Genomic DNA, 21644 nt, shown 5'->3' with positions numbered 1-21644 from the left:
CCCCCCCCCCCGCAGCCGGCGCAGTCGGCGCAGGTGCCGAAGATCTCCACGGTGTGGGCGACGTCGACGAAACCGTGCTCATCGGCGATGGTGTCCGCCCACTTCTCGACCGCGGGACCCTCGACCTCGACGGCCTTGCCGCAGACGCGGCAGACCAGGTGGTGGTGGTGACCGCTGCTGCAGCGCCGGTAGACGGACTCTCCGTCCCCGGTGCGGAGCACGTCGATCTCGCCGGCGTCGGCGAGGGACTGCAGCGTGCGGTAGACCGTGGTGAGGCCGACCGAGTCACCCCGGTGCCTCAGGAGGTCGTGCAGCTCCTGGGCGCTGCGGAACTCGTCGACCTCGGCGAGGGCCGCGGCTACGGCGGCACGCTGCCGTGTCGATCGTCCGCGGACGGGGGGCTTGGCGGTCGTCACCGGTGGCCTCCTACTCGATCGGTTCGGTCGGTCATTCTGCCAGGCCGGGTGCTCACACCCGGACGTCGTCCTCGGTGGGACGCGCCGCGGGTACTTCCAGGGTGCACCGTGTCCCGTCCACCGCGGCACGGCGTGCACGCTTTTTCGCCAGGGGCGCGGCCAGCAGCGTCAGCGTGACGAAGACGCCGATGGCCAGCAGCACGATCGTCGCCCCGGAGGGCACGTCGGCGTAGTACGAGGTCACCGTGCCGGAGAAGGCGACCGCCACGCCGATCACGACCGACAGCGCGAAGGCCGTGGCGAAGCTGCGGGCGATCTGCTGGGAGGCGGCGACCGGGATCACCATCAGCGCGCTGACCAGCAGCAGCCCGACGACCCGCATGGCGACGGTGACCGTGACCGCCGCCGTGACGGCGACCAGCAGGTTGAGCAGCCGCACCGGCAGGCCGGTGACCCGGGCGAACTCCTCGTCCTGGGAGACCGCGAACAACTGCCGTCGCAGGCCCACGGTGACCAGCACCACGAAGCCGGCCAGCAGGCAGATCGCGGTGATGTCCTGCGGCGAGACGGTGGTGATGGAGCCGAACAGATAGGTGAGCAGGTTGGCGTTGGAGCCGTTCGGCGCGAGCGAGGTGAACAGCACGCCGGCCGCCATGCCGCCGTAGAAGAGCATGGCGAGCGCGATGTCGCCGCGCGTCCTGCCGTACCAGCGGATGAGTTCCATGACGACCGCGCCCGCGACCGCCACGGCCGTCGCCATCCACACCGGGTTGGTGCTGAGCAGGAAGCCGAGGCCGACGCCGGTGAGGGCGACGTGGCCGATGCCGTCGCCCATGAGCGACTGACGGCGCTGGACGAGGTAGATGCCGATCGCGGGGGCGGTGATGCCGACGAGGACGGCGGCGATCAGCGCCCGCTGCATGAAGGCGTAGGAGAACAGCTCCATCAGAACAGCCCCGTCCGGATCGGCTCGGCCGTGTGACCGGCGTGCGGGTGGACATGGTCGTGGCCGGGCAGCGCGTGCTGCCCCTGGGCCTTCGGCGGGGGTCCGTCGTGGACGACGCAGCCGTCGCGCAGCACCACCGCGCGGTCGATCAGCGGCTCCAGCGGCCCGAGTTCGTGCAGGACCAGCAGCACCGTGGTGCCCACGGAGACCTGTTCGCGCAGCGTCCCGGCGAGCACCTCCTGGCTGGCGAGGTCGACGCCGGCCATCGGCTCGTCCATGATCAGCAGTTCGGGCTCGACGGACAGCGCGCGGGCGATGAGCACCCGCTGGTGCTGGCCGCCGGAGAGCGCCTCGACCGGGTCGCCGGCCCGGTCGGCCATCCCGACCAGTTCCAGGGCGCGTTCCACGGCCCGGCGGTCCGCCTTGCGGGGCGGGCCCAGCCTCGTACGGGCCAGCCGCCCGGCGGAGACGACCTCGCGCACGGTGGCGGGGACGCCGGAGGCCGCCGTGGTGCGCTGCGGCACGTAGCCGATGCGGGACCAGTCGCGGAACCGGTTCAGCGGGGTGCCGAACAGCTCCAGTCCGCCCGAGGTGAGCGGCACCTGGCCGACCACGGCGCGGATCGCGGTGGACTTGCCCGAGCCGTTGGCGCCGAGCAGCGCGACGACCTCTCCGCGCCGCACGGTCAGGTCGACGCCGCGCAGCACCGGCCGTGAGCCGAGCGAGGCGGTCGCGCCCCGCATCGATATGACCGTGTCCATTCCAGCCTCCGTACCTGGCTCCGTCATCGTGGCCTCACTTCGCGCCGAGCGCCGCGCGCAGGGCCTGAAGGTTGCCGTGCTGGACCTCGAAGTAGTCGCGGCCCGCGGACTTGTCCGTGATGCCCTCGATCGGGTCGAGCACCGCGGTCTTCAGGCCGAGGTCGCCCGCGAGGGTCCTGGCGGTCCGGTCGCTGGCGAGCGTCTCGAAGAATACGGTGCTGACTCCCTTGTCCTTGGCGAGGGTGTGCAGCGTCTTCATCCGGGCGGCGCTGGGCTCGGACTCCGGGTCGATGCCGTTGACCGCCTCCTCGACCAACCCGTAGCGCTCGGCGAGGTAGCCGAAGGCGGCGTGGGTGGTGATGAAGGTGTCCGAGGTGCGGTTCTTCAGCCCGTCCTCGAAGTCGGTGTTCAGCGCGTCGAGCTTCTTCACCAGCGCGGCGGTGTTCTTCTCGTAGGTCGCCTCGTGGCCGGGGTCGGCCTTGGCGAGGGCCTTGCCGACACCCTCGGCGACCTCGGCGTAGCGGACCGGGTCGAGCCAGATGTGCGGGTCGGCGGACGCTCCCCGGGCCTCCGGCATGGGGGACCCCACCTCGTCCTCGTGCCCGGTGTGGTTGTCCCCGGTGGTGTGGTGCTGGCCGTCGACCTCGGTGCCGTGGTCCTCCAGGGTGGTCAGCGCCGCGGCGTCGACGGTGTTCGCCACGCCGGACTGGGCTATCGCGTCGTCGACCGCGGGCTGCAGGCCCTTGAGGTAGACGATGACGTCGGACTCGCCCAGCTCGCCGGTCTGCCGGGGGGTGAGCTCCAGGTCGTGGGGCTCGGTCCCGGGTTTGGTCAGTCCGGTCACGTCGACGTGCCCGCCGCCGATCTGCTCGGCCAGGAACTGCATCGGATAGAAGGAGGCGGTGACCTTGAGCCTGCCGTCGTTCCCGCTCGCGCCGGCGGTGGAACAGGCGCAGAGGGCGACCAGCCCGGCGACGGCGGTGAGGGGGACCAGAGCACGACCTATGTTCATGACACCCATTTTCAACAAAACTGGAAACGATTGTCAATTGGCTTAGTGGCCGGACCCGCCGCCCCCGCACTGTGGAACCGATTTGATACAGCCCCCGCACCCGCCGGTAATCTGAGGTATTCGCCGGACCGCACGCGACCCGGCGGACCTCACCGACCGCTTCGTCGTCTGAAGAGAGCACCGTGGCCGCCGACAAGATCGACACCATCGTCAGCCTGAGCAAGCGCCGTGGCTTCGTTTTCCCCTGCAGCGAGATCTACGGCGGTCAGCGCGCCGCCTGGGACTATGGGCCGCTGGGCGTCGAACTGAAGGAGAACATCAAGCGCCAGTGGTGGCGCGCGATGGTCACCTCCCGGGAGGACGTGGTCGGCCTCGACTCCTCGGTGATCCTGGCCCGTGAGGTCTGGGAGGCCTCGGGTCACGTCGCCACGTTCACCGATCCGCTCACCGAGTGCACCTCCTGTCACAAGCGTTACCGCGCCGACCACCTGGAGGAGGCGTACGAGGCCAAGCACGGCCACCTGCCCGCCAACGGCCTGTCGGACCTCAACTGCCCCAACTGCGGCAACAAGGGCACCTTCACCGAGCCCAAGCAGTTCTCCGGCCTCCTCGCCACCCACCTGGGCCCGACCCAGGACTCCGGCTCGGTCGCGTACCTGCGTCCGGAGACCGCGCAGGGCATCTTCACCAACTTCTCGCTGGTGCAGACCACCTCGCGCCGCAAGCCGCCGTTCGGCATCGCCCAGACCGGCAAGTCCTTCCGCAACGAGATCACGCCCGGCAACTTCATCTTCCGGACCCGTGAGTTCGAGCAGATGGAGATGGAGTTCTTCGTCAAGCCGGGCGAGGACGAGACCTGGCACGAGTACTGGATGCAGCAGCGCTGGGACTGGTACCGGGGCCTCGGCATGCGCGAGGAGAACATGCGCTGGTACGAGCACGCCAAGGAGAAGCTGTCCCACTACTCGAAGCGCACCGTCGACATCGAGTACCGCTTCAACTTCGGCGGCACCGAGTTCTCCGAGCTCGAGGGCATCGCCAACCGCACGGACTACGACCTCAAGGCGCACAGCCAGGCCAGCGGCCAGGACCTGTCGTACTTCGACCAGGAGGCCGGTGAGCGCTACTTCCCGTACGTCATCGAGCCCGCGGCGGGTCTCAACCGCGCCATGCTCGCCTTCATGCTCGACGCGTACAACGAGGACGAGGCCCCCAACGCCAAGGGCGTGATGGAGAAGCGCACCGTCATGCGCCTCGACCCGCGCCTGGCGCCGGTCAAGGTCGCCGTCCTGCCGCTGTCGCGCAACCCGCAGCTCTCGCCCAAGGCGAAGGGCCTCGCGGCCGACCTGCGGCGCCACTGGAACATCGAGTTCGACGACGCCGGCGCCATCGGCCGCCGCTACCGCCGTCAGGACGAGATCGGCACCCCGTTCTGCGTGACGGTCGACTTCGACACCCTCGAGGACAACGCGGTCACCGTGCGCGAGCGCGACACCATGAAGCAGGAGCGCGTCTCGCTGGACCAGGTCGAGGCCTACCTCGGCGGCCGGCTGCTCGGCTGCTAGGCCCGGACCCGGACGCATGCGAAAGGCGCCCGGTCACCCCCCTCGGGGTGGCCGGGCGCCTTTCGCGCGTCCGCGGGGCCCGGGCGGCCGGGGCTCAGGGCCTCAGGCCGCGCAGGATCAGGTCGTTGACCGCGGAGTACGCGGCGTCGACGCCCGGGCTGAACCACGACCCGGCGTACGCCGGGTCGTGGAAGCGGGCGGTGGCGTCCCACACCGCCTGTGCGGCGGCCCCGGGGTCGCCGGCGGCGAACTCCCCGCCGGCCACGCCGTCCCGGATGATCCGGGTGAGGAGCCCGACCATGACCGCGACGTGACCGGCGACCACGGAGCTGTGCTCCTCGGTCAGCGCCATGTAGGTGGCGAACAGCTCGGGGTCGCCGCCCGCCTTGCGCCGCTTGGCCGCGAACAGGGCCTCCAGCCAGGCGCGCAGCCGCGCCTGGGCCGGCCGCCCGCCGTCCTCCGCTATCGCCGACAGCTCCGCGTGGGCCTGGTCGAGCCACCGCTGGGTGACGGCCTCGCGCAGCGCGGCCTTGGTGCGGAAGTGCCGGTAGACGCTGCCGTGGCTGACGCCGAGGGCACGGGCCACGTCGACCACGGTGGCCTTGGCCGGGCCGTAACGGCGCAGCACCTCTTCCGTGGTCTCGAGGATGCGTTCGGCGGTCAGCGTCTCGGGTGGCATGGTCGCCATTCTCCCAGGGCCGGGCGGGTGCCCGTCAGTGCCGGTGCTCACTGTCCAGGTGGGCCATCTGCGACTGCGGGTAGCGCTCGCCGGCGGCCGCGCCGGCCGGGACGGCGGTCTCGATCGCCGCCAGGTCGTCCGCGTCCAGGGTCACGTCCAGCGCGCCCAGCGCCTCGGCCAGCCGCTCGCGGGTGCGGGCGCCCACCAGCGGGACGATGTCCTCGCCCCGGGACAGCACCCAGGCGATGGCGGTCTGGGCGACCGTGACGCCCTTCTGCTCCGCGATCTTGCGCAGCGCCTCGACCAGCCCGAGGTTGTGCTCCAGGTTCTCGCCCTGGAAACGGGGGCTCATGGCGCGGAAGTCGTTGCCGGCCAGCTGCCGGTCGCGGGTGAAGTGGCCGCTGATCAGACCGCGGGACAGCACACCGTACGCCGTGACGCCGATGCCCAGTTCGCGGGCGGTGGGCAGGATCTCGTCCTCGATGCCGCGGGAGATCAGCGAGTACTCGATCTGCAGGTCGCTGATCGGGGCCACGGCGGCGGCCCGGCGCAGGGTGGCGGCGCCGACCTCGGACAGGCCGATGTGCCGTACGTAGCCGGCCTCGACGAGCTCGGCGATGGCGCCGACGGTCTCCTCGATCGGGACGTCCGGGTCGACCCGGGCGATGCGGTAGACGTCGATGTGGTCCGCGCCCAGGCGCTGCAGGGAGTACGCGGCGAAGTTCTTCACGGCGGCCGGGCGGCCGTCGAGGCCCAGCCACTCGCCGCCGGGCCCGCGCAGGGCGCCGAACTTGACGCTGACCAGTGCCTTCTCGCGGTCGGCCGGGGAGGCCGTGCGCAGGGCCTGGCCGACGAGCAGCTCGTTGTGGCCCATGCCGTAGAAGTCGCCGGTGTCGATCAGCGTCACGCCGGCGTCGAGGGCGGCGTGGACGGTGGCGATCGACTCGCCGCGGTCGGCGTCGCCGTAGAGGGCGGACATGCCCATGGCGCCGAGGCCGAGGGCGGAGACGGTGGGGCCGGAGGAACCGAGGGTGCGGTTCTGCAAAGGGGACTCCTTGGTCGCATCAGGAGGTCGTGCGGGGATGCCGGCAACAATGGCACATGTGCTGACAGATTTCAATATCTGTCAGCACACGTGTCACTCCCGGCTCCGTCTCCACGGGCCGGACCAGGGTCCCGGACCCGGCCCGGCGGCTCCTCAGGCCACCTGGCGCGGCAGCCGCAGGCTGGCCAGCGCCGTCACGACCACCGCCGCGAGCTGCACGACCAGCACCGTGACCAGTGCCTCCCGCGTCCCGTGCGAGGGGGCCAGGGCGAGGAAGAGTGTTCCGAGGGTGGCCACGCCCAGAGCCAGCGCCGACTGCTGGGTGGTGACCATGACCCCGCTGCCCACCCCGGCCCGCTCGGCCGGGACGTCCGCGAGCACCAGCCGGAACAGCACCGGCAGCTGCAGTCCCTGACCGAGGCCCGCGATCGCCACACCCGGCAGCAGGGCCCAGGCCGTCATCCCCGGTCCCCAGCTGCGGGCCACGGTCAGCGCCAGCACCGCGACGCCGACGCCCTGCAGGACGCCGCCCGCCGTGACCACGCGCCCGCCGTAGCGGCCCACCAGGCGCGGTCCGGCCAGCGAGGCCAGGAAGAACGCCACGGCCATCGGCACGAGCGTGGCGCCCGCCTCCACCGGCCCGTAGCGCAGGCCCTGTTGCAGGGCGACGGCGATCACGAACATGAAACCGCCGAAGCCGATGGAGAACGGCACCATCAGCGGCAGCGCCCGCCGCATCCCGGTGAGCACGAACAGGCTCGGCGGCACCAGCGGGATCCGCCCGGCCCGGTCGGCCCGCCGCTCGACCAGGAAGAACGCCAGGGCCGCGAACGGGAAGATCGCCAGCGACACCCACGTCCACGCCGGCCAGCCGGCCGCCCGGCCCTCGGTCAGCGGCGCCAGCAGGGTCACCAGCGACACCGCCAGCAGCAAGGTGCCCGGCCGGTCGACCGGCGCGGGACGGTCGGAACGAGTCTCCGGCACCGAGCGCAGCGCGAGCAGCAGACCGGCCGCCGCGACCGGCACGTTGACCAGGAACACCGCGCGCCAGCCGGTGCCCGCGATGTCCGCGGCGACCAGGACGCCGCCGAGGATCTGGCCCGCGACCATGGACAGGCCGGCGGTCGCGCCATACAGGCTCAGCGCCCTGGCCCTGCGGTGACCGGCGGTCGCGGAGTGGATGGTGGCCAGCACCTGGGGCAGCATCAGCGCGGCCGCCGCGCCCTGCGCGACGCGGGCGCCCACCAGCACCCACGCGTCCGGCGCCAGGCCGCAGGCGAGCGAGGTCAGGCCGAAGGCCGCCATGCCGGCGAGGAAGAGCCGGCGGCGGCCGAAGGAGTCGCCGAGCCGGCCGCCGAGCACCAGCAGCACGGCGTACGCCACGCCGTAACCGGCCACGACGAGCTCCAGCACGGCGACCCCGGCGTGCAGGTCGGTCTCGATGGCGGGCAGGGCGACGTTGACGATGAAGAAGTCGATGAGCGGCAGCGCCGCGCCCAGCAGCACGGTGAACAGTCCCAGCGGGCTGAGCGCCGGCGCGGCGGGGCCGGGCGGCGCCCCCGCGGCCGGTGGCGCGGTTCTCGCGGCCGGTGCCGGGCCGGTGGCGTCCACCTGGATGACGTGGGGTCGTACCTCGGCGCGGGAACGGAGGCCGGTGGATACGGAGGTTTCGATGCGATCGGTCACGTATGCCACGATGACCTTGTTCCCAGGGGGGTACCAGAGAGCGTTTATCCAGGTATCGCGACCACCTGGCAATGGTCTGGGGTGTCAGGCACCCTGGAGGTATGACGTCTCCCAGCGCCGCCGCGCGGAGCGAACTCGCTTCCTTCCTCCGCAGCCGCCGTGAACGGATCTCCCCCGAGCAGGTCGGACTCCCGCCCGGCCGCCGACGCCGCACTCCCGGGCTGCGCCGTGAGGAGGTGGCACAGCTCGCCGCGGTCGGGGTGACCTGGTACACGTGGCTCGAGCAGGCCCGCGAGATCCGGATCTCCGCCCAGGTGGCCGACTCCATCGCCAGGGCCCTGATGCTGGACCCGAACGAGCGCACCCACCTCTTCCTGCTCGCCGGGGTGCAGGACCCCAACCCGCGCGCCCAGTGCCCGGGGATGTCCGACCAGATCCGGGAGATGCTGGCGAAGCTGGAGCCGCTGCCGGCCGCGGTCCTCAACAGCCGCACCGACGTCATCGCGCACAACCGCACCTACGCGCGGCTCATCAGCGACCTCGACAGCCTCCCCTTCGAGGACCGCAACATCATGTGGCTGGTCTTCACCGACCCGGCCTGGCGCGAGGGCCTGCCCGACTGGCACGACACCAGCCGGCAGCTGGTCGCCAAGTACCGTGCGGCGATGGCCGAGCACCTCGCGGAGCCCGCGTGGAAGTCCCTGGTCAAGCGGCTGGAGCAGGCCTCACCGGAGTTCCGCGAGCTGTGGGAGCGTCATGAGGTGCAGGAACCGGAGAACCGCACCAAGCGCTTCCTCAACCCCCGGGTCGGTCTGCTGACCTTCCACTTCACGCACCTGTGGCTCGGCCCCAGCCAGGGTCCGCGGCTGGTCACCTACTGCCCGGCGGACGCTGCCACCCGCGAACGGCTGGAACGGCTGTACGCGTACGAGATGGCCGGGTCCGCGCCGAGCGCTATGCCGATGCCGGTGTGAGGAGCTGCTGCCGCGCCTCCATGAGGGCGAAGCCCAGCAGGTTCAGGCCGCGCCACCGCAGGGGGTCGGCGGCGCCCTCGTCGTCGGCGGCCAGGCCGATGCCCCATACGCGGTCCACCGGGCTGGCCTCGACCAGCACGCGTGAGCCGGTGCCCAGCAGGTAGTCGCGCAGCGCCGGGTCCTGGCCGAACTTGGCGACGTTGCCCTCGACGACGAGTTCCTCGCGGTGCCGCTCCCAGGTGGCGTTGTCGAAGCCGCGGACCTGGCGGCCCAGCTTCTTCGCGGCGTTCGGGTGCGGGGCGTCGAGGATCGCGGCGAGGGCCCGGTCGTCGCCGAAGAGGCGGGCCTTGCCGGCCATCATCCAGTGTTCGGCGGTGGCGTAGCCGATGCCGTCGACGGTGAACTCCGAGGGCCACCACTGGCTCAGGCAGCCCGCGCCCACGCTGCCGTCGCGCTGCGGCCGGTGGCCCCAGAAGAACAGGTACCTGGGCCGTATGCCGCGCGCGGTCAGCTCCGTCAGCGCTGCCCGGGAACGGGCGTCGCGGGGCTCGGTGATCTGCGTCGTCATGTCAGTGACGGTAGCGCCGGGCACCGACAACGGCCCCCGGTTTTCCCCGGCTCACCCCTGGGCCGATCCGAGCAGCTTGGTCACCACCCGGTCCAGCGCCGCGAGTTCCTCCGCGTCCAGCTCCACCAGGCCCGGCGGGGGAGCGCCCAGGATGCGGTCGGCCTCCCGCGCCGCCGCGGCCCCGGCGGGTGTGACGCTCAGGAGCTTGCGGCGCCGGTCGCGCGGGTGCGGCGTGCGTTCCACCAGCCCCCGCCGGGCGAGGTCGTCGACGACGAGTGTGACATACGGGCGGTCCGTGATGAGGTCGGCGGCGAGGTCGCCCGGGGTCACGGGGGCCGCCGCGATCCGGCGCAGCGCCTTGACCCGGAAGAAGCTCATGCCGAGGGCGTCGGCCACCTCGCGGCGGCGTTCGTTGCGCTCGAGGACGAGCGTCCGCAGGCCGCGCCATACCCGGGTGGCCGTGGCCTCGTTCACCGGGCACCCACCGGCTCCCGGGCGGCGTCCGCGCCGAGCCGCTTCGCGGCGCGTTCCGCGGTGCCCGCCGCCCAGTGGCCCGAGGTCAGGGCCCCCAGCGCCAGGATCGCCACTCCGCAGCCGGTGATGATCCACCACGCGGTGAGGTCGAGTCCGGCGGCGAGCGCGGCGCCCATGACGGCCACGCCCAGGGACTGCCCGACCTGCCGGCTGGTCGAGGCCACCGCCGCGGCGACCCCGGCCTGGGTCCGCGGCATACCGGAGACGGCGGTGTTGGTGATCGGCGCGTTGACGAAGCCGAAGCCGACGCCGAACAGGACGTACGCGGTGAACAGCTTCGCGTCCGAGGCGGTCGCGTCCAGCGCGGCGAACATCACGCCGCTCGCCGTGGTGGCCACACCCGCCAGCAGCAGCGGCAGCCGCGGGCCACGGCTGCCGACCATGCGGCCGGACAACGGGGCGCAGACCAGGGCCATGGCCGCCATCGGCAGCAGGTGCAGACCGGCGTCCAGGGCCGACATCCCGCGAACGTCCTGGAGGTACAGGGTGTTGAGGAAGAGGAAACCGGCGAGGGCCGCGAAGGCGCTGACCGCTATCACCGTCGCCCCGCTGAACGGCGCGCTGCGGAAGAAGCGCGGGTCGATCAGCGGTTCCCTGCGCCGCCGCTCGTAGGGGACCAGGCCCACCGCGGAGCACGCGGCGAGCACCAGGCAGCCGACGATGACCGGGGAGCCCCAGCCCGCCGCGGGCGCCTCGATGATGGCGTACGTCAGTGAGCCGAGCAGCGCGATGACCAGCAGTTGACCGACCGGGTCGATCCGGCGCGGCCGGGGGGCCCGGGACTCGGGCACGTACAGTGTGGTGAGCACCAGGGCGAGCAGGCCGATGGGCAGGTTGAGCCAGAACACCGAGCGCCAGCCGACCGACTCCACGAGCGCGCCGCCGATGATCGGACCGGCGGCCATGCTGATGCCCACGACACCGCCCCACGCCCCGATCGCCCGCGCGCGCTCGCGCGGATCTGTGAAGACGTTGGTGATGATCGACATCGCGACGGGGTTGAGCATCGAGCCGCCGACCGCCTGCAGCATGCGGAAGACCACCAGCCATTCCAGGCTGGGGGCGATGCTGCACAGACCGGACGCGACGGTGAAGATCACCAGCCCGGTGCGGAAGATCCGGCGGCGGCCGATCCGGTCGGCTGTGGAGCCGGAGAGCATGAGCAGCGAGGCCAGCACGAGCGTGTAGGCGTCGATCGTCCACTGCAGCCCGGAGATGGAGGTGTGCAGGTCCCGGCGCATGGCGGGCAGCGCGACGTTGAGGATGGTGTTGTCGAGGCTGACGATCAGCAGACTCATGCAGCAGATCGCCAGCACCAGCAGACGTCTGCCCCGGCTCAGCTCCGGCATCGGCCGTTCCCGTCTCCGTGATCGCTGTGATCGGGCGGATTGATTGTATGTGTGTAACCATTTCACGCTACACCCAATCCCTCCCGGGTGATACGGGAGAATGGTCCGCATGACTGCTGACGCCACCGCTCCCGCACTCCGCATCGGCCCGCACACCGTGTGGCCCCCGGTGGTGCTGGCACCGATGGCCGGGATCACCAACGCGCCGTTCCGCACGCTGTGCCGCGAGTTCTCCGGCGGCAAGGGGCTCTTCGTCTCTGAGATGATCACTACCCGGGCCCTGGTCGAGCGCAACGACAAGACCATGCAGCTGATCCACTTCGACGGCACCGAGAAGCCGCGCTCGATCCAGCTGTACGGGGTCGACCCGGTGACCGTCGGCAAGGCGGTCCGGATGATCGTCGACGAGGACCTCGCCGACCACATCGACCTGAACTTCGGCTGCCCGGTCCCCAAGGTGACCCGCCGGGGCGGCGGCTCGGCCCTGCCCTACAAGCGCAACCTGCTCCGCTCGATCCTGCGCGAGGCGGTCGGCAACGCGGGCGACCTGCCGGTCACGATCAAGATGCGCAAGGGCATCGACGACGACCACACCACCTATCTGGACGCCGGCCGGATCGCCGTCGAGGAGGGCGTCACCGCCGTCGCGCTGCACGGCAGGACCGCCGCCCAGCACTACGGCGGGACGGCCGACTGGGAGGCGATCGCCCGCCTCAAGGAGCACGTCCCGGAGATCCCGGTGCTGGGCAACGGCGACATCTGGAGCGCCCGGGACGCGGTCCGGATGATGCGGGAGACCGGCTGCGACGGCGTCGTCGTCGGGCGCGGCTGCCTCGGCCGCCCCTGGCTCTTCGGCGACCTCGTGGCCGCCTTCGAGGGCGGCGGCGCCCCGGCCGCACCGTCGCTGCGCGAGGTCGCCGGCGTCATGCGGCGCCACGCCGAGCTGCTGGGGGAGTGGCTGGGCGACGAGGAGCGCGGCGTCATCGACTTCCGCAAGCACGTCGCCTGGTACACCAAGGGCTTCTCGGTCGGCTCGGAGATGCGCCGCAAGCTGGCGATGACCTCCTCCCTCGCCGAGCTCGACGCCCACCTCGCCGACCTCGACCTGGACCAGGAATGGCCGGATGGCGCCGAAGGCCCGCGCGGTCGGACGGCCGGGAGCAAGCGCGTGGTGCTCCCGGACCGCTGGCTGGAGGACCCGTACGACTGCTCGGTGGTCGTCGGCGCCGATGCCGAGCTGGACACTTCGGGCGGCTGAGGAGGTTTCTCCGGTCCATGGGGAGGTCCGGACTGTAAGACAAAAGGCGGGGAGGCCGAGTGATTCTCGCCACGCCTGATAGGGGTATCGCTCAAATGAGCGGTGGGAGTGTCACCACACCTCTCCAATGAGTGGCACTGGGTGCCAAGGTTGTCGTGGCCACATGCTCAAGTCATCCGTCACGTGGAGTGACCGACTCCGAGTGTGCCGATCACGTGGCGAGAGCATGTGTTCGACGGTTGAACACACCCATCGTTCACCCGGAAGGACGCCACGACTTTCGATCTCTCGGCGGATGGGTGGTTACGCCCGTGTGACCTGGTGATTGACGTACTGCAGCGCCTTCGAGATGGGTACGCTCCCCGCCGTCAGGGCATCCCGGCCGCGAGGAGCGAGTCCCGTGTCGGAAGAACAAGTAATCCAGAAGTTCGTCTACGACTTCACTGAGGGCAACAAGGACCTCAAGGACCTGCTCGGCGGCAAGGGTGCGAACCTCGCCGAGATGACCAACCTCGGTCTGCCCGTCCCCCCGGGCTTCACGATCACCACCGAGGCGTGCAAGGTCTACCTGGAGTCGGGCGCCGAACCCGCGGCGCTGCGCGACGAGGTGAGTGCGCACCTCGAGGCGCTCGAGCGGAAGATGGGCAAGAAGCTCGGCCAGGCGGACGACCCGCTGCTCGTCTCCGTCCGGTCGGGGGCGAAGTTCAGCATGCCGGGCATGATGGACACCGTCCTCAACATCGGCCTGTCCGACGCCTCGGTCGCGGGCCTGGCCGCGCAGGCCGGCAACGAGCGCTTCGCATGGGACTCCTACCGGCGCCTCATCCAGATGTTCGGCAAGACCGTGCTGGGCGTCGACGGCGAACTCTTCGAGGACGCGCTGGAGGACGCCAAGCGGGCCAAGGGCACCCACGATGACCTCGACCTGGACGCGGCCGATCTGCAGGGCCTGGTCGATCAGTTCAAGGCCGTCGTCGCCAAGGAGACCGGGCGGGACTTCCCGCAGGACCCGCGGGAGCAGATGGACCTGGCCGTCCGCGCCGTCTTCGACTCGTGGAACGGCGAGCGCGCCAAGCTCTACCGCCGCCAGGAGCGCATCCCGGGCGACCTCGGCACGGCTGTGAACGTCTGCTCCATGGTCTTCGGCAACCTCGGCTCCGACTCCGGCACCGGCGTCGCCTTCACCCGCGACCCGGCCACCGGCCACCAGGGCGTGTACGGCGACTACCTGAGCAACGCGCAGGGCGAGGACGTCGTGGCGGGCATCCGCAACACCGTGCCGCTCGCCGAGCTGGAGCAGCTGGACAAGGCCTCCTACGACCAGCTGATGCAGATCATGGAGACCCTCGAGACGCACTACAAGGACCTGTGCGACATCGAGTTCACCATCGAGCGCGGCAAACTGTGGATGCTGCAGACCCGTGTCGGCAAGCGCACCGCCGCCGCCGCCTTTCGTATCGCCACCCAGCTGGTCGACCAGGGCCTGATCGACGAGGCCGAGGCGCTGCAGCGGGTCAACGGTGCGCAGCTGGCGCAACTGATGTTCCCCCGTTTCGACGAGAAGGCGAAGGCCGAGCGGATCGGCTGGGGCATCGCCGCCTCGCCGGGCGCGGCGGTCGGCAAGGCCGTCTTCGACTCGTACACCGCCGTGAAGTGGTCGCGCTCCGGCGAGAAGGTCATCCTCATCCGCCGCGAGACCAACCCCGACGACCTCAACGGCATGATCGCCGCAGAGGGCATCCTCACCTCGCGCGGCGGCAAGACCTCGCACGCGGCCGTCGTCGCCCGCGGCATGGGCAAGACCTGTGTGTGCGGCGCCGAGGAGCTCGAGGTCGACACCAAGCGCCGCCGGATGACGGCCCCCGGCGGGGTCGTGGTCGAGGAGGGCGACGTCATCTCCATCGACGGCTCCTCCGGCAAGGTCTACCTGGGCAAGGTGCCGGTCGTCCCGTCCCCGGTCGTGGAGTACTTCGAGGGCCGCATGCACGCCGGCGCCGACGACGCCGACGAGCTGGTGCGGGCCGTGCACCGGATCATGGCGTATGCCGACCGGGTCCGCCGGCTGCGGGTGCGCGCCAACGCCGACAACGCCGAGGACGCCTCGCGCGCCCGCCGCTTCGGCGCCCAGGGCATCGGCCTGTGCCGCACCGAGCACATGTTCCTCGGCGAGCGCCGCGAGCTGGTGGAGCGGCTGATCCTCGCCCACACCGACTCCGAGCGCGACAAGGCGCTGTCCGCGCTGCTGCCGCTGCAGAGGGCCGACTTCGTGGAGCTCTTCGAGGCGATGGACGGGCTGCCGGTGACCGTGCGCCTGCTGGACCCGCCGCTGCACGAGTTCCTGCCCGACATCACCGAGCTGTCGGTGCGCGTCGCGCTCGCCGAGTCCCGCAAGGACGCCAACGAGAACGACCTGCGCCTGCTCCAGGCCGTCCACAAGCTGCACGAGCAGAACCCGATGCTCGGCCTGCGGGGTGTCCGTCTCGGCCTGGTCATCCCCGGCCTGTTCGCCATGCAGGTGCGGGCCATCGCCGAGGCCGCCGCGGAGCGCAAGAACGCCAAGGGCGACCCCCGCCCCGAGATCATGATCCCGCTGGTGGGCACGGTCCAGGAGCTGGAGATCGTGCGCGAGGAGGCCGGGGCCGTGATCGCCGAGGTCGAGGCCGCCACCGGCACCGAGCTGGGGCTCACCCTGGGCACGATGATCGAGCTGCCCCGCGCCGCCCTGACCGCCGCTCAGATCGCCGAGGCCGCCGAGTTCTTCTCCTTCGGCACCAACGACCTGACCCAGACGGTCTGGGGCTTCAGCCGCGACGACGTCGAGGCCAGCTTCTTCACCGCCTACCTGGAGAAGGGCATCTTCGGCGTCTCCCCGTTCGAGACCATCGACAAGGACGGCGTCGGCGCCCTCGTCCGCTCCGCCGCCGCGGCCGGCCGCGCCACCCGGCCCGACCTCAAGCTCGGCGTCTGCGGCGAGCACGGCGGCGACCCCGAGTCCGTCCACTTCTTCCACGAGGTGGGCCTGGACTACGTCTCCTGCTCCCCGTTCCGCATCCCCGTCGCCCGCCTGGAGGCGGGCCGGGCCGCGGCGCTGAGCAAGGGCAGCGACAGCCGGTAACCCCGGCCAGGAGGACCATCTCCCACCCTCACCGGGGGCGGCACCTTTGTGCGAAGGTGCCGCCCCCACTTTCGTTCCGCCCCTCTACGAGCGGAACGGGCCGCGCACCCTCGCAGGTGATGCCGCGGTCCGCCGGAGTTCACCGTCATGGCGACGGGCGTCCCGGTACGCGGCGGCTCACCCCGCCGCGGGCAGCTCGTAACGGACGCGCGTGAGCTGTTCGGAAGCCGCCCACAGCAGCTCGCCGGCGCGGTCGTCGCGGGTCCACGGGGCACGCCAGGAGGGGACGGGGGAGCCGCGCCACCCCTGGAACCGGGGACCGGTGAAGGAGTCGGGGAGCACGCCGGGCGCCGTGGCGGCGTACAGCAGCGGGAGCGCGCCGGCGTCCGCGGACTGGGCGATCACCCGGTTGCCGAGGTTCACCACGCGTTCGAGGGTCCGGCGGTTCTCCATGCGCGCGGCGCGGGTCTGCAGCCCGGTGCTCGCGTAGCCGGGGTGCGCCGCGGTGGCGACGGTGCCGGCGCCCGCGGCCGCCAGCCGCCGGGACAACTCGTGGACGAAGAGCAGGTTGGCGCTCTTGGAGCGGGCATACGCGATCCAACGGCGGTAGCGGCGCCGGCTGTTGAGGTCCGTGGGGTCGATGGTGGCGACCACGTGCATGCTGCTGGAGACGGTGACGACGCGGGATCCCGGGGTGGCCAGCAGGCGCGGCAGCAGGAGTCCGGTGAGGGCGAAGTGGCCGAGGTGGTTCACGCCCATCTGGGTCTCGAAGCCGTCGGCGGTGGTGCCGTACGGCAGGGCCATCACGCCGGCGTTGTTGAGCAGCAGGTCCAGCCCGGTGCCGCCGTACCCGGCGGCGAAGGCGCGCACCGAGGACAGGTCGCCCAGGTCGAGGTGGCGGTATCCGGCGCGGGCCTCGGGCACTTCGGCCTTCAGGCGCTCGACCGCCTGCTTGCCGCGCGTCTCGCTGCGGCAGGCGAGGAGCACCCTGGCGCCCCTGCGGGCGAGCTCGCGGGCTGCGCAGTAGCCGATACCGCTGTTCGCGCCGGTGACGACGGCCGTGCGGCCGCTCTGGTCGGGGATGTCGTTCGCGGTCCACACCATGCGGGTCAGCGTAGGGCCGCCGCGCCGCCCTCCACACGGGGGCGCGACGGCCCTACGGCGTCAGGAGTGCGGGGGACGGTCCTCGCCGGAGCTGCCCGTGCCGAACTCGTCGCCCAGCTTGTCCTGAGCGGTGTCGACCTGGCGCTGGTACTTCCCGCCGGTCTTCTCGTCCAGCATGTCGCCGCCCTTGTCGATGCCCTTGTGGGTCTGGCTCTCGTGGCCCTTCAGCTTGGCTTTGATCTTGTCGAACATGGACATCGCTGTCCTCCTCGCCGTAGTGGCACTTCTCTCAGCATCACCGCCCCACCGAAGATCCGCATCCGGAACCTCCGGGGCCGCAAAATCGCAGGTCAAAGCGGTGCCGCGAGGCGCGGCCACGGCGAGGGCGCCCCGTGTCGGCCGGCGCGGGCCGGTGTGCACGGTGGCGTTGCGTGTCGGGCGAGGGCATTGCGGGAAGCGGGCGCGATGTCCCGCCCCGGGCGAGGACGGGGCTGAGGCCGGCGCGGGCCACGGGGCCCGGGCGGCCGGCCGGGAGGGCGCGTCGGCCGTTGCCGGGTACCGCGAGAGAATCCGGGGCGCCGGCCACGGGATCCGCCTCCCGGGCCGGCGCGACGTGCCGTCCTGGCCGAGGGCAGAGGGTCGGTGACGGGTGGGCGCGGCGTCGATCACGGGGCAGCGGCCCGTTGCGCCGCGGGCGGTTGCGACGGCGACGCGGGCCCGGTCCGCCCTGGGCCCTGCGCCGGATGACGGGGGCGGGCGGCCGGCGGCCCGCCCCTCCCGTGTGACGGGCGGGAGCCACGGCCCCGGCGGCTGCTCCTTGCCGTGGCGGTCGGTCGTCGGGCCTCGTGAGCGCGCCCGCGCGTCGCCACCGGGCACCGGCCGTTGGGCCGTCGGCGAGCGGACGGGCTCGGCGCCCCGGGCTGCCGGCTCCCCGGGGCCGTGTACGCGCCCGGGGCGGTGATCGCGGGGGCCGACGGCCGGTTCGGCCGGTGTGCGTGCGGGGGTTGCTGGGGTCGTGCCGGATCGACGACCGGTCAGGGGGCCAGGGCCACCCGGCCGCCGATGTCGACGGTGCCGTCGGGGTGGGGGCGGGTCAGGATCTGTGAGCCCAGGCCCTGGCGGACATCCAGCGGGCGCCCGAGTCCGGCGGTGAGTACGAGGGCGGCGGCTCCCGTCGCCTCGTCCTCCACGATCGCGTCGCCGCGGCGCGGGAAGGCCCGCGCCCGCACGCGTCCGGCCGCCTCGTCCGCCCAGGCCCACGCGTAGAGCCAGCCCTCGCCGGGCGGCGGCGCGGGCAGCGCGTCCACCTCGGCGGGCGAGCCCAACCGCTGGGTGCGACGCCCCGACGCCCACTCGGCGCGCCCGCGCACCCAGGTGAACTCGCCCTCCGCCCAGGCCTTCACCGCGCCGGCCGGCGGCCGCAGCACCTCGGCCCCGAGCAGCCATGCCGTCCCCACCGTCGCGTGACCCGCGAAGGGCAGCCGCACACTCGGCGTCCAGATGTCGACGACGCCGCGCCCGGCGTCGTCGACGAACACGGTCTCGCTGTAGCCGAGCTCGGCGGCCAGCCGCTGCCGTGCCTCCGTCCCCGGCACGGACGCGCCGTTGCGTACCACCCCGAGCAGGTTCCCGCCCCGCCCGTCGGGACCGACGAACACCCGCAGCACCTCTACCTCGACCTCGGCCATGGACCGATTCAAGCAGGTGCCGCGTCCGTCACCGCATCCGCACCGGGAAGGCCGGGACCGAGACCGCCTCGTCGTCGAGGCAGCGGCCGTTCTCCAGGTCGAAGCGCTGCTTGAGCAGCGGGGAGGCGACGAAGGCCCGGCCTTCGGCGGTGGAGCCGGTCAGGCCGCGGGACAGGACGTAGGCGCCGGTGAACGGGTCGCGGTTGTCGATGGCGTACAGGCGCCCGTGCCGGTCGGTGAAGAGGGCGGCCTGCCGGCCGTCGGGGAGGAGGGCGGCGACGCCGCGGCCGGGGGTCAGGGCTTCGTGCTCGCAGACGGCGAACCAGTCGGCGGTGCCGGGGAGGAGGACTTCGACGGTCATGCGGTGGTGGTCCCTTCGAGGGTGCGGACGGGGAGCACGGGGCCGGCGAGCAGGTCGAGGTCGGGCTTGACCTGGTCCCGCTCGGGGACGAAGCGCACGGAGGGGTCGGGGACGCCGGGCGCGTTGACGAAGGAGACGAAGCGCCGCAGCCGCTCCGGGTCGCCCAGCGTCTGCGCCCACTCGTCGCGGTAGTGGGCGACGTGGTCGGCCATCAGCCGCTCCAGCTCCGCGCAGATGCCGAGGGAGTCGTGGACGACGACGTCCCGTACGTGGCCGAGCCCGCCCTCGAGCCGCTCCAGCCAGGCGGAGGTGCGCTCCAGGCGGTCGGCGGTGCGGATGTAGAACATCAGGAAGCGGTCGATCAGCCTGACCAGCTCGGCGTCGCTCAGGTCCTGGGCGAGCAGGTCCGCGTGGCGCGGGGTGGCGCCGCCGTTGCCGCCGACGTAGAGGTTCCAGCCGCCCACGGTGGCGATGACGCCGAAGTCCTTGCTCCGGGCCTCCGCGCACTCGCGCTGGCAGCCGGAGACGGCGGACTTGAGCTTGTGCGGTGAGCGCAGGCCCCGGTAGCGCAGCTCCAGGTCGATGGCCATGCGGACGCTGTCCTGCACGCCGTAGCGGCACCAGGTCTGCCCGACGCAGGACTTCACGGTGCGCAGCGCCTTGCCGTACGCGTGCCCGGACTCGAAACCGGCGTCCACCAGCCGGGCCCAGATCACCGGGAGCTGGTCGACCCGGGCGCCGAACAGGTCGATCCGCTGGCCCCCGGTGATCTTGGTGTAGAGGCCGAAGTCGCGGGCCACCTCGCCGATCACGATCAGCTTCTCCGGGGTGATCTCACCGCCGGGGATACGGGGCACGATCGAGTACGAGCCGTTGCGCTGCATGTTGGCCAGGAAGTGGTCGTTGGTGTCCTGCAGCGCCGCCTGCTCGCCGTCCAGGACGTAGCCGGAGGCACCGATCGTGGGGGCGAGCGAGGCGATGATCGACCCGACGGCCGGCTTGCAGATCTCGCAGCCGTCGCCGCCGCGGGCGCCGTCGCGGCCGTGACGGTCGAGCAGCTCGCGGAATCCGGTGATCCGCAGCGCGCGCACGATCTCGTAGAGCTCCTGGCGGGTGTGGGCGAAGCAGCCGCACAGCCCCTTGTCGACCTCGACGCCCGAGGCCTCCAGCTCGGCGGTGACCAGCTGGCCCAGCACCTTCACGCAACTGCCGCAGCCGGTCCCGGCCTTGGTGCACTTCTTGACCTCGGGGACGGTGGCGCAGCCGTGCTCGGTGACCGCGCCGCGGATCGCGGCCTTGGTGACGTTGTGGCAGGAGCAGATCACCGCCTCGTCCGGCAGCGCCGAGGGGCCCAGCGCCACGGGGGCGCCCGCGCCCGCCGGGAGCACCAGCTGCTCCGCGGGGACCGGCGGCACCGAGCCGGTGAGCGGGCGCAGCATGCCGTACTGCTCGGCGTCGCCGACGAGGATGCCGCCCAGCAGCACACCGTCCCGCGAGACGACCAGCTTCTTGTAGACCCCGGAGCGGGAGTCGGAGTAGACCACGTCGAGGCAGCCGGCGGTCGCGCCGTGCGCGTCGCCGAAGGAGGCGACGTCCACACCGAGCAGCTTCAGCTTGGTGGAGGTGTCGGCGCCGGTGAAGGAGCCCTCCTCGCCGGCGATGGCCTTCGCCGCGGTCTCGGCCATGTCGTAGCCCGGCGCCACCAGGCCGTACACCCGGCCGTCCGAGGCCAGGGCGCACTCGCCGATCGCATAGACGTACGGGTCCTCGGTGCGGCAGGTCGCGTCGACGACGATGCCGCCGCGCTCGCCGACCGGCAGCCCGCACTCACGTGCGAGCTGGTCGCGCGGCCGTACGCCCGCCGAGAAGACCACCAGGTCGACGTCGAGCGACGAGCCGTCCGACAGCGCCATGGCCCTGACCGAGCCGTCGCCGGTCGTGAGGATCTCCTGCGTGCCCACGCCCGTGTGGACGGTCACGCCCATGTCCTCGACGGTGCGCCGCAGGGCCTCCCCGCCGCCCTCGTCGACCTGCACCGGCATCAGCCGGGGCGCGAACTCCACGACGTGGGTGTCCAGTCCGAGCCCCTTGAGCGCGCCCGCCGCCTCCAGCCCGAGGAGCCCGCCGCCGACCACCGCGCCGGTGCGCGAGGTCATCGCGTACTCCTCGATCGCCAGCAGGTCCTCGATCGTGCGGTAGACGAAGCAGCCGCCCGCGTCCTTTCCCGGGACCGGCGGCACGAAGGGGTACGAGCCGGTGGCGAGCACCAGGGTGTCGTAGCCGACGGTCAGGCCGGAGCGGGCGGTGACCGTCCGGGCCTGCCGGTCCACGGCGACCGCCGGGTCGCCCAGATGGACTTCGATGCCGTGCTCCGCCATGAAGCCGGCCTCCACCAGGGAGAGCGACTCGGGGCCCGCGCCGGCGAAGTACGAGCTGAGGTGGACGCGGTCGTACGCCGGGCGGGGCTCCTCGCAGAGCACCACCACCCGGGCGCGGGAGGTCAGGCCCCGGTCGGCCAGCGCCTCCAGGAACCGCTGTCCGACCATCCCGTGGCCGACGAGCACAATGGTAGGCGTGGTCATG

19 protein-coding genes are annotated in these 21644 nt (G+C 72.2%); 4 read left to right on the top strand and 15 right to left on the bottom strand.

Annotation, left to right across the window (positions count from 1 at the left end; genetic code table 11):
- The 4 genes from ACRWNP_RS28140 to ACRWNP_RS28125 all read right to left on the bottom strand — a co-directional run.
- Window positions 1-416: Fur family transcriptional regulator (locus tag ACRWNP_RS28140; RefSeq protein WP_431966156.1), on the bottom strand; the 416-nt coding region annotated here is incomplete at its 3' end.
- 52 nt (window positions 417-468) lie between these two features.
- Entirely contained in the window at window positions 469-1362 is an 894-nt protein-coding gene (locus ACRWNP_RS28135; protein WP_431966154.1) for a metal ABC transporter permease, read from the bottom strand.
- Window positions 1362-2123, bottom strand: coding sequence for a metal ABC transporter ATP-binding protein (locus tag ACRWNP_RS28130; RefSeq protein ID WP_431966152.1), 762 nt, complete (start codon window positions 2121-2123; stop codon window positions 1362-1364). Before ACRWNP_RS28130 ends, ACRWNP_RS28135 begins: the two co-directional genes overlap by 1 nt.
- 34 nt (window positions 2124-2157) lie before the next feature.
- On the bottom strand, window positions 2158-3135 hold the full coding sequence (locus tag ACRWNP_RS28125; RefSeq protein WP_431966150.1) for a metal ABC transporter solute-binding protein, Zn/Mn family: 978 nt from the start codon (window positions 3133-3135) through the stop codon (window positions 2158-2160).
- A 182-nt stretch (window positions 3136-3317) separates the two neighbouring features.
- Here ACRWNP_RS28125 and ACRWNP_RS28120 point away from each other — a divergent pair, with 182 nt between their 5' ends.
- Window positions 3318-4700, top strand: a complete 1383-nt coding sequence (locus tag ACRWNP_RS28120) for a glycine--tRNA ligase (protein WP_431966148.1) — start codon at window positions 3318-3320, stop codon at window positions 4698-4700.
- A 94-nt stretch (window positions 4701-4794) separates the two neighbouring features.
- On the opposite strand, the gene ACRWNP_RS28115 is transcribed toward ACRWNP_RS28120, so the two are convergent.
- From ACRWNP_RS28115 to ACRWNP_RS28105, 3 genes are all read right to left on the bottom strand, one after another.
- A complete protein-coding gene (locus ACRWNP_RS28115; protein ID WP_431966146.1) occupies window positions 4795-5379 on the bottom strand; it encodes a TetR family transcriptional regulator in 585 nt (194 codons plus the stop codon).
- Between the two features lie 34 nt (window positions 5380-5413).
- On the bottom strand, window positions 5414-6424 hold the full coding sequence (locus ACRWNP_RS28110) for an aldo/keto reductase (protein ID WP_431966144.1): 1011 nt from the start codon (window positions 6422-6424) through the stop codon (window positions 5414-5416).
- A 153-nt stretch (window positions 6425-6577) separates the two neighbouring features.
- On the bottom strand, window positions 6578-8110 hold the full coding sequence (locus ACRWNP_RS28105) for an MFS transporter (protein ID WP_431966142.1): 1533 nt from the start codon (window positions 8108-8110) through the stop codon (window positions 6578-6580).
- Window positions 8111-8211: 101 nt separating this feature from the next.
- On the opposite strand from ACRWNP_RS28105, the gene ACRWNP_RS28100 reads away from it, so the two are divergent.
- Complete coding sequence (locus ACRWNP_RS28100) at window positions 8212-9084, top strand: helix-turn-helix transcriptional regulator (protein ID WP_431966140.1); 873 nt, start codon at window positions 8212-8214, stop codon at window positions 9082-9084.
- On the opposite strand, the gene ACRWNP_RS28095 is transcribed toward ACRWNP_RS28100, so the two are convergent.
- From ACRWNP_RS28095 to ACRWNP_RS28085, 3 genes are read right to left on the bottom strand one after another with little or no spacing between them, the layout of a single operon-like run.
- A complete protein-coding gene (locus tag ACRWNP_RS28095; RefSeq protein WP_431966138.1) occupies window positions 9065-9652 on the bottom strand; it encodes an NADAR family protein in 588 nt (195 codons plus the stop codon). The genes ACRWNP_RS28100 and ACRWNP_RS28095 overlap by 20 nt on opposite strands.
- A gap of 51 nt (window positions 9653-9703) precedes the next feature.
- Entirely contained in the window at window positions 9704-10126 is a 423-nt protein-coding gene (locus ACRWNP_RS28090) for a MarR family winged helix-turn-helix transcriptional regulator (RefSeq protein ID WP_431966136.1), read from the bottom strand.
- Window positions 10123-11535, bottom strand: a complete 1413-nt coding sequence (locus tag ACRWNP_RS28085; protein ID WP_431966134.1) for an MFS transporter — start codon at window positions 11533-11535, stop codon at window positions 10123-10125. Before ACRWNP_RS28085 ends, ACRWNP_RS28090 begins: the two co-directional genes overlap by 4 nt.
- A gap of 109 nt (window positions 11536-11644) precedes the next feature.
- Between ACRWNP_RS28085 and dusB the strand changes: the two genes are divergently transcribed.
- Complete coding sequence (gene dusB, locus ACRWNP_RS28080) at window positions 11645-12793, top strand: tRNA dihydrouridine synthase DusB (RefSeq protein WP_431966132.1); 1149 nt, start codon at window positions 11645-11647, stop codon at window positions 12791-12793.
- 418 nt (window positions 12794-13211) lie between these two features.
- On the top strand, window positions 13212-15908 hold the full coding sequence (ppdK, locus tag ACRWNP_RS28075; RefSeq protein ID WP_431966164.1) for a pyruvate, phosphate dikinase: 2697 nt from the start codon (window positions 13212-13214) through the stop codon (window positions 15906-15908).
- 177 nt (window positions 15909-16085) lie between these two features.
- On the opposite strand, the gene ACRWNP_RS28070 is transcribed toward ppdK, so the two are convergent.
- From ACRWNP_RS28070 to nirB, 5 genes are all read right to left on the bottom strand, one after another.
- Window positions 16086-17012, bottom strand: coding sequence for an oxidoreductase (locus ACRWNP_RS28070; RefSeq protein WP_431966130.1), 927 nt, complete (start codon window positions 17010-17012; stop codon window positions 16086-16088).
- A 60-nt stretch (window positions 17013-17072) separates the two neighbouring features.
- Window positions 17073-17270 (bottom strand): antitoxin, encoded by a 198-nt coding sequence (locus ACRWNP_RS28065; protein WP_431966128.1) that lies wholly within the window; start codon window positions 17268-17270, stop codon window positions 17073-17075.
- A gap of 776 nt (window positions 17271-18046) precedes the next feature.
- A complete protein-coding gene (locus tag ACRWNP_RS28060) occupies window positions 18047-18700 on the bottom strand; it encodes a PhzF family phenazine biosynthesis protein (protein WP_431966126.1) in 654 nt (217 codons plus the stop codon).
- A 28-nt stretch (window positions 18701-18728) separates the two neighbouring features.
- The gene (gene nirD, locus ACRWNP_RS28055; protein ID WP_431966124.1) at window positions 18729-19061 is read right to left on the bottom strand and encodes a nitrite reductase small subunit NirD; all 333 of its coding nucleotides are present in this window, start codon (window positions 19059-19061) and stop codon (window positions 18729-18731) included.
- Entirely contained in the window at window positions 19058-21643 is a 2586-nt protein-coding gene (gene nirB / locus ACRWNP_RS28050; protein ID WP_431966122.1) for a nitrite reductase large subunit NirB, read from the bottom strand. Before nirB ends, nirD begins: the two co-directional genes overlap by 4 nt.
- Window position 21644 lies beyond the last annotated feature (1 nt).

It is taken from the genome of Actinacidiphila sp. bgisy160, from assembly GCF_965342435.1.
GTDB lineage: Bacteria > Actinomycetota > Actinomycetes > Streptomycetales > Streptomycetaceae > Actinacidiphila.
Note: the sequence above shows the minus strand (reverse complement) of the source record. Positions and strands in the feature narration are given on the sequence as shown.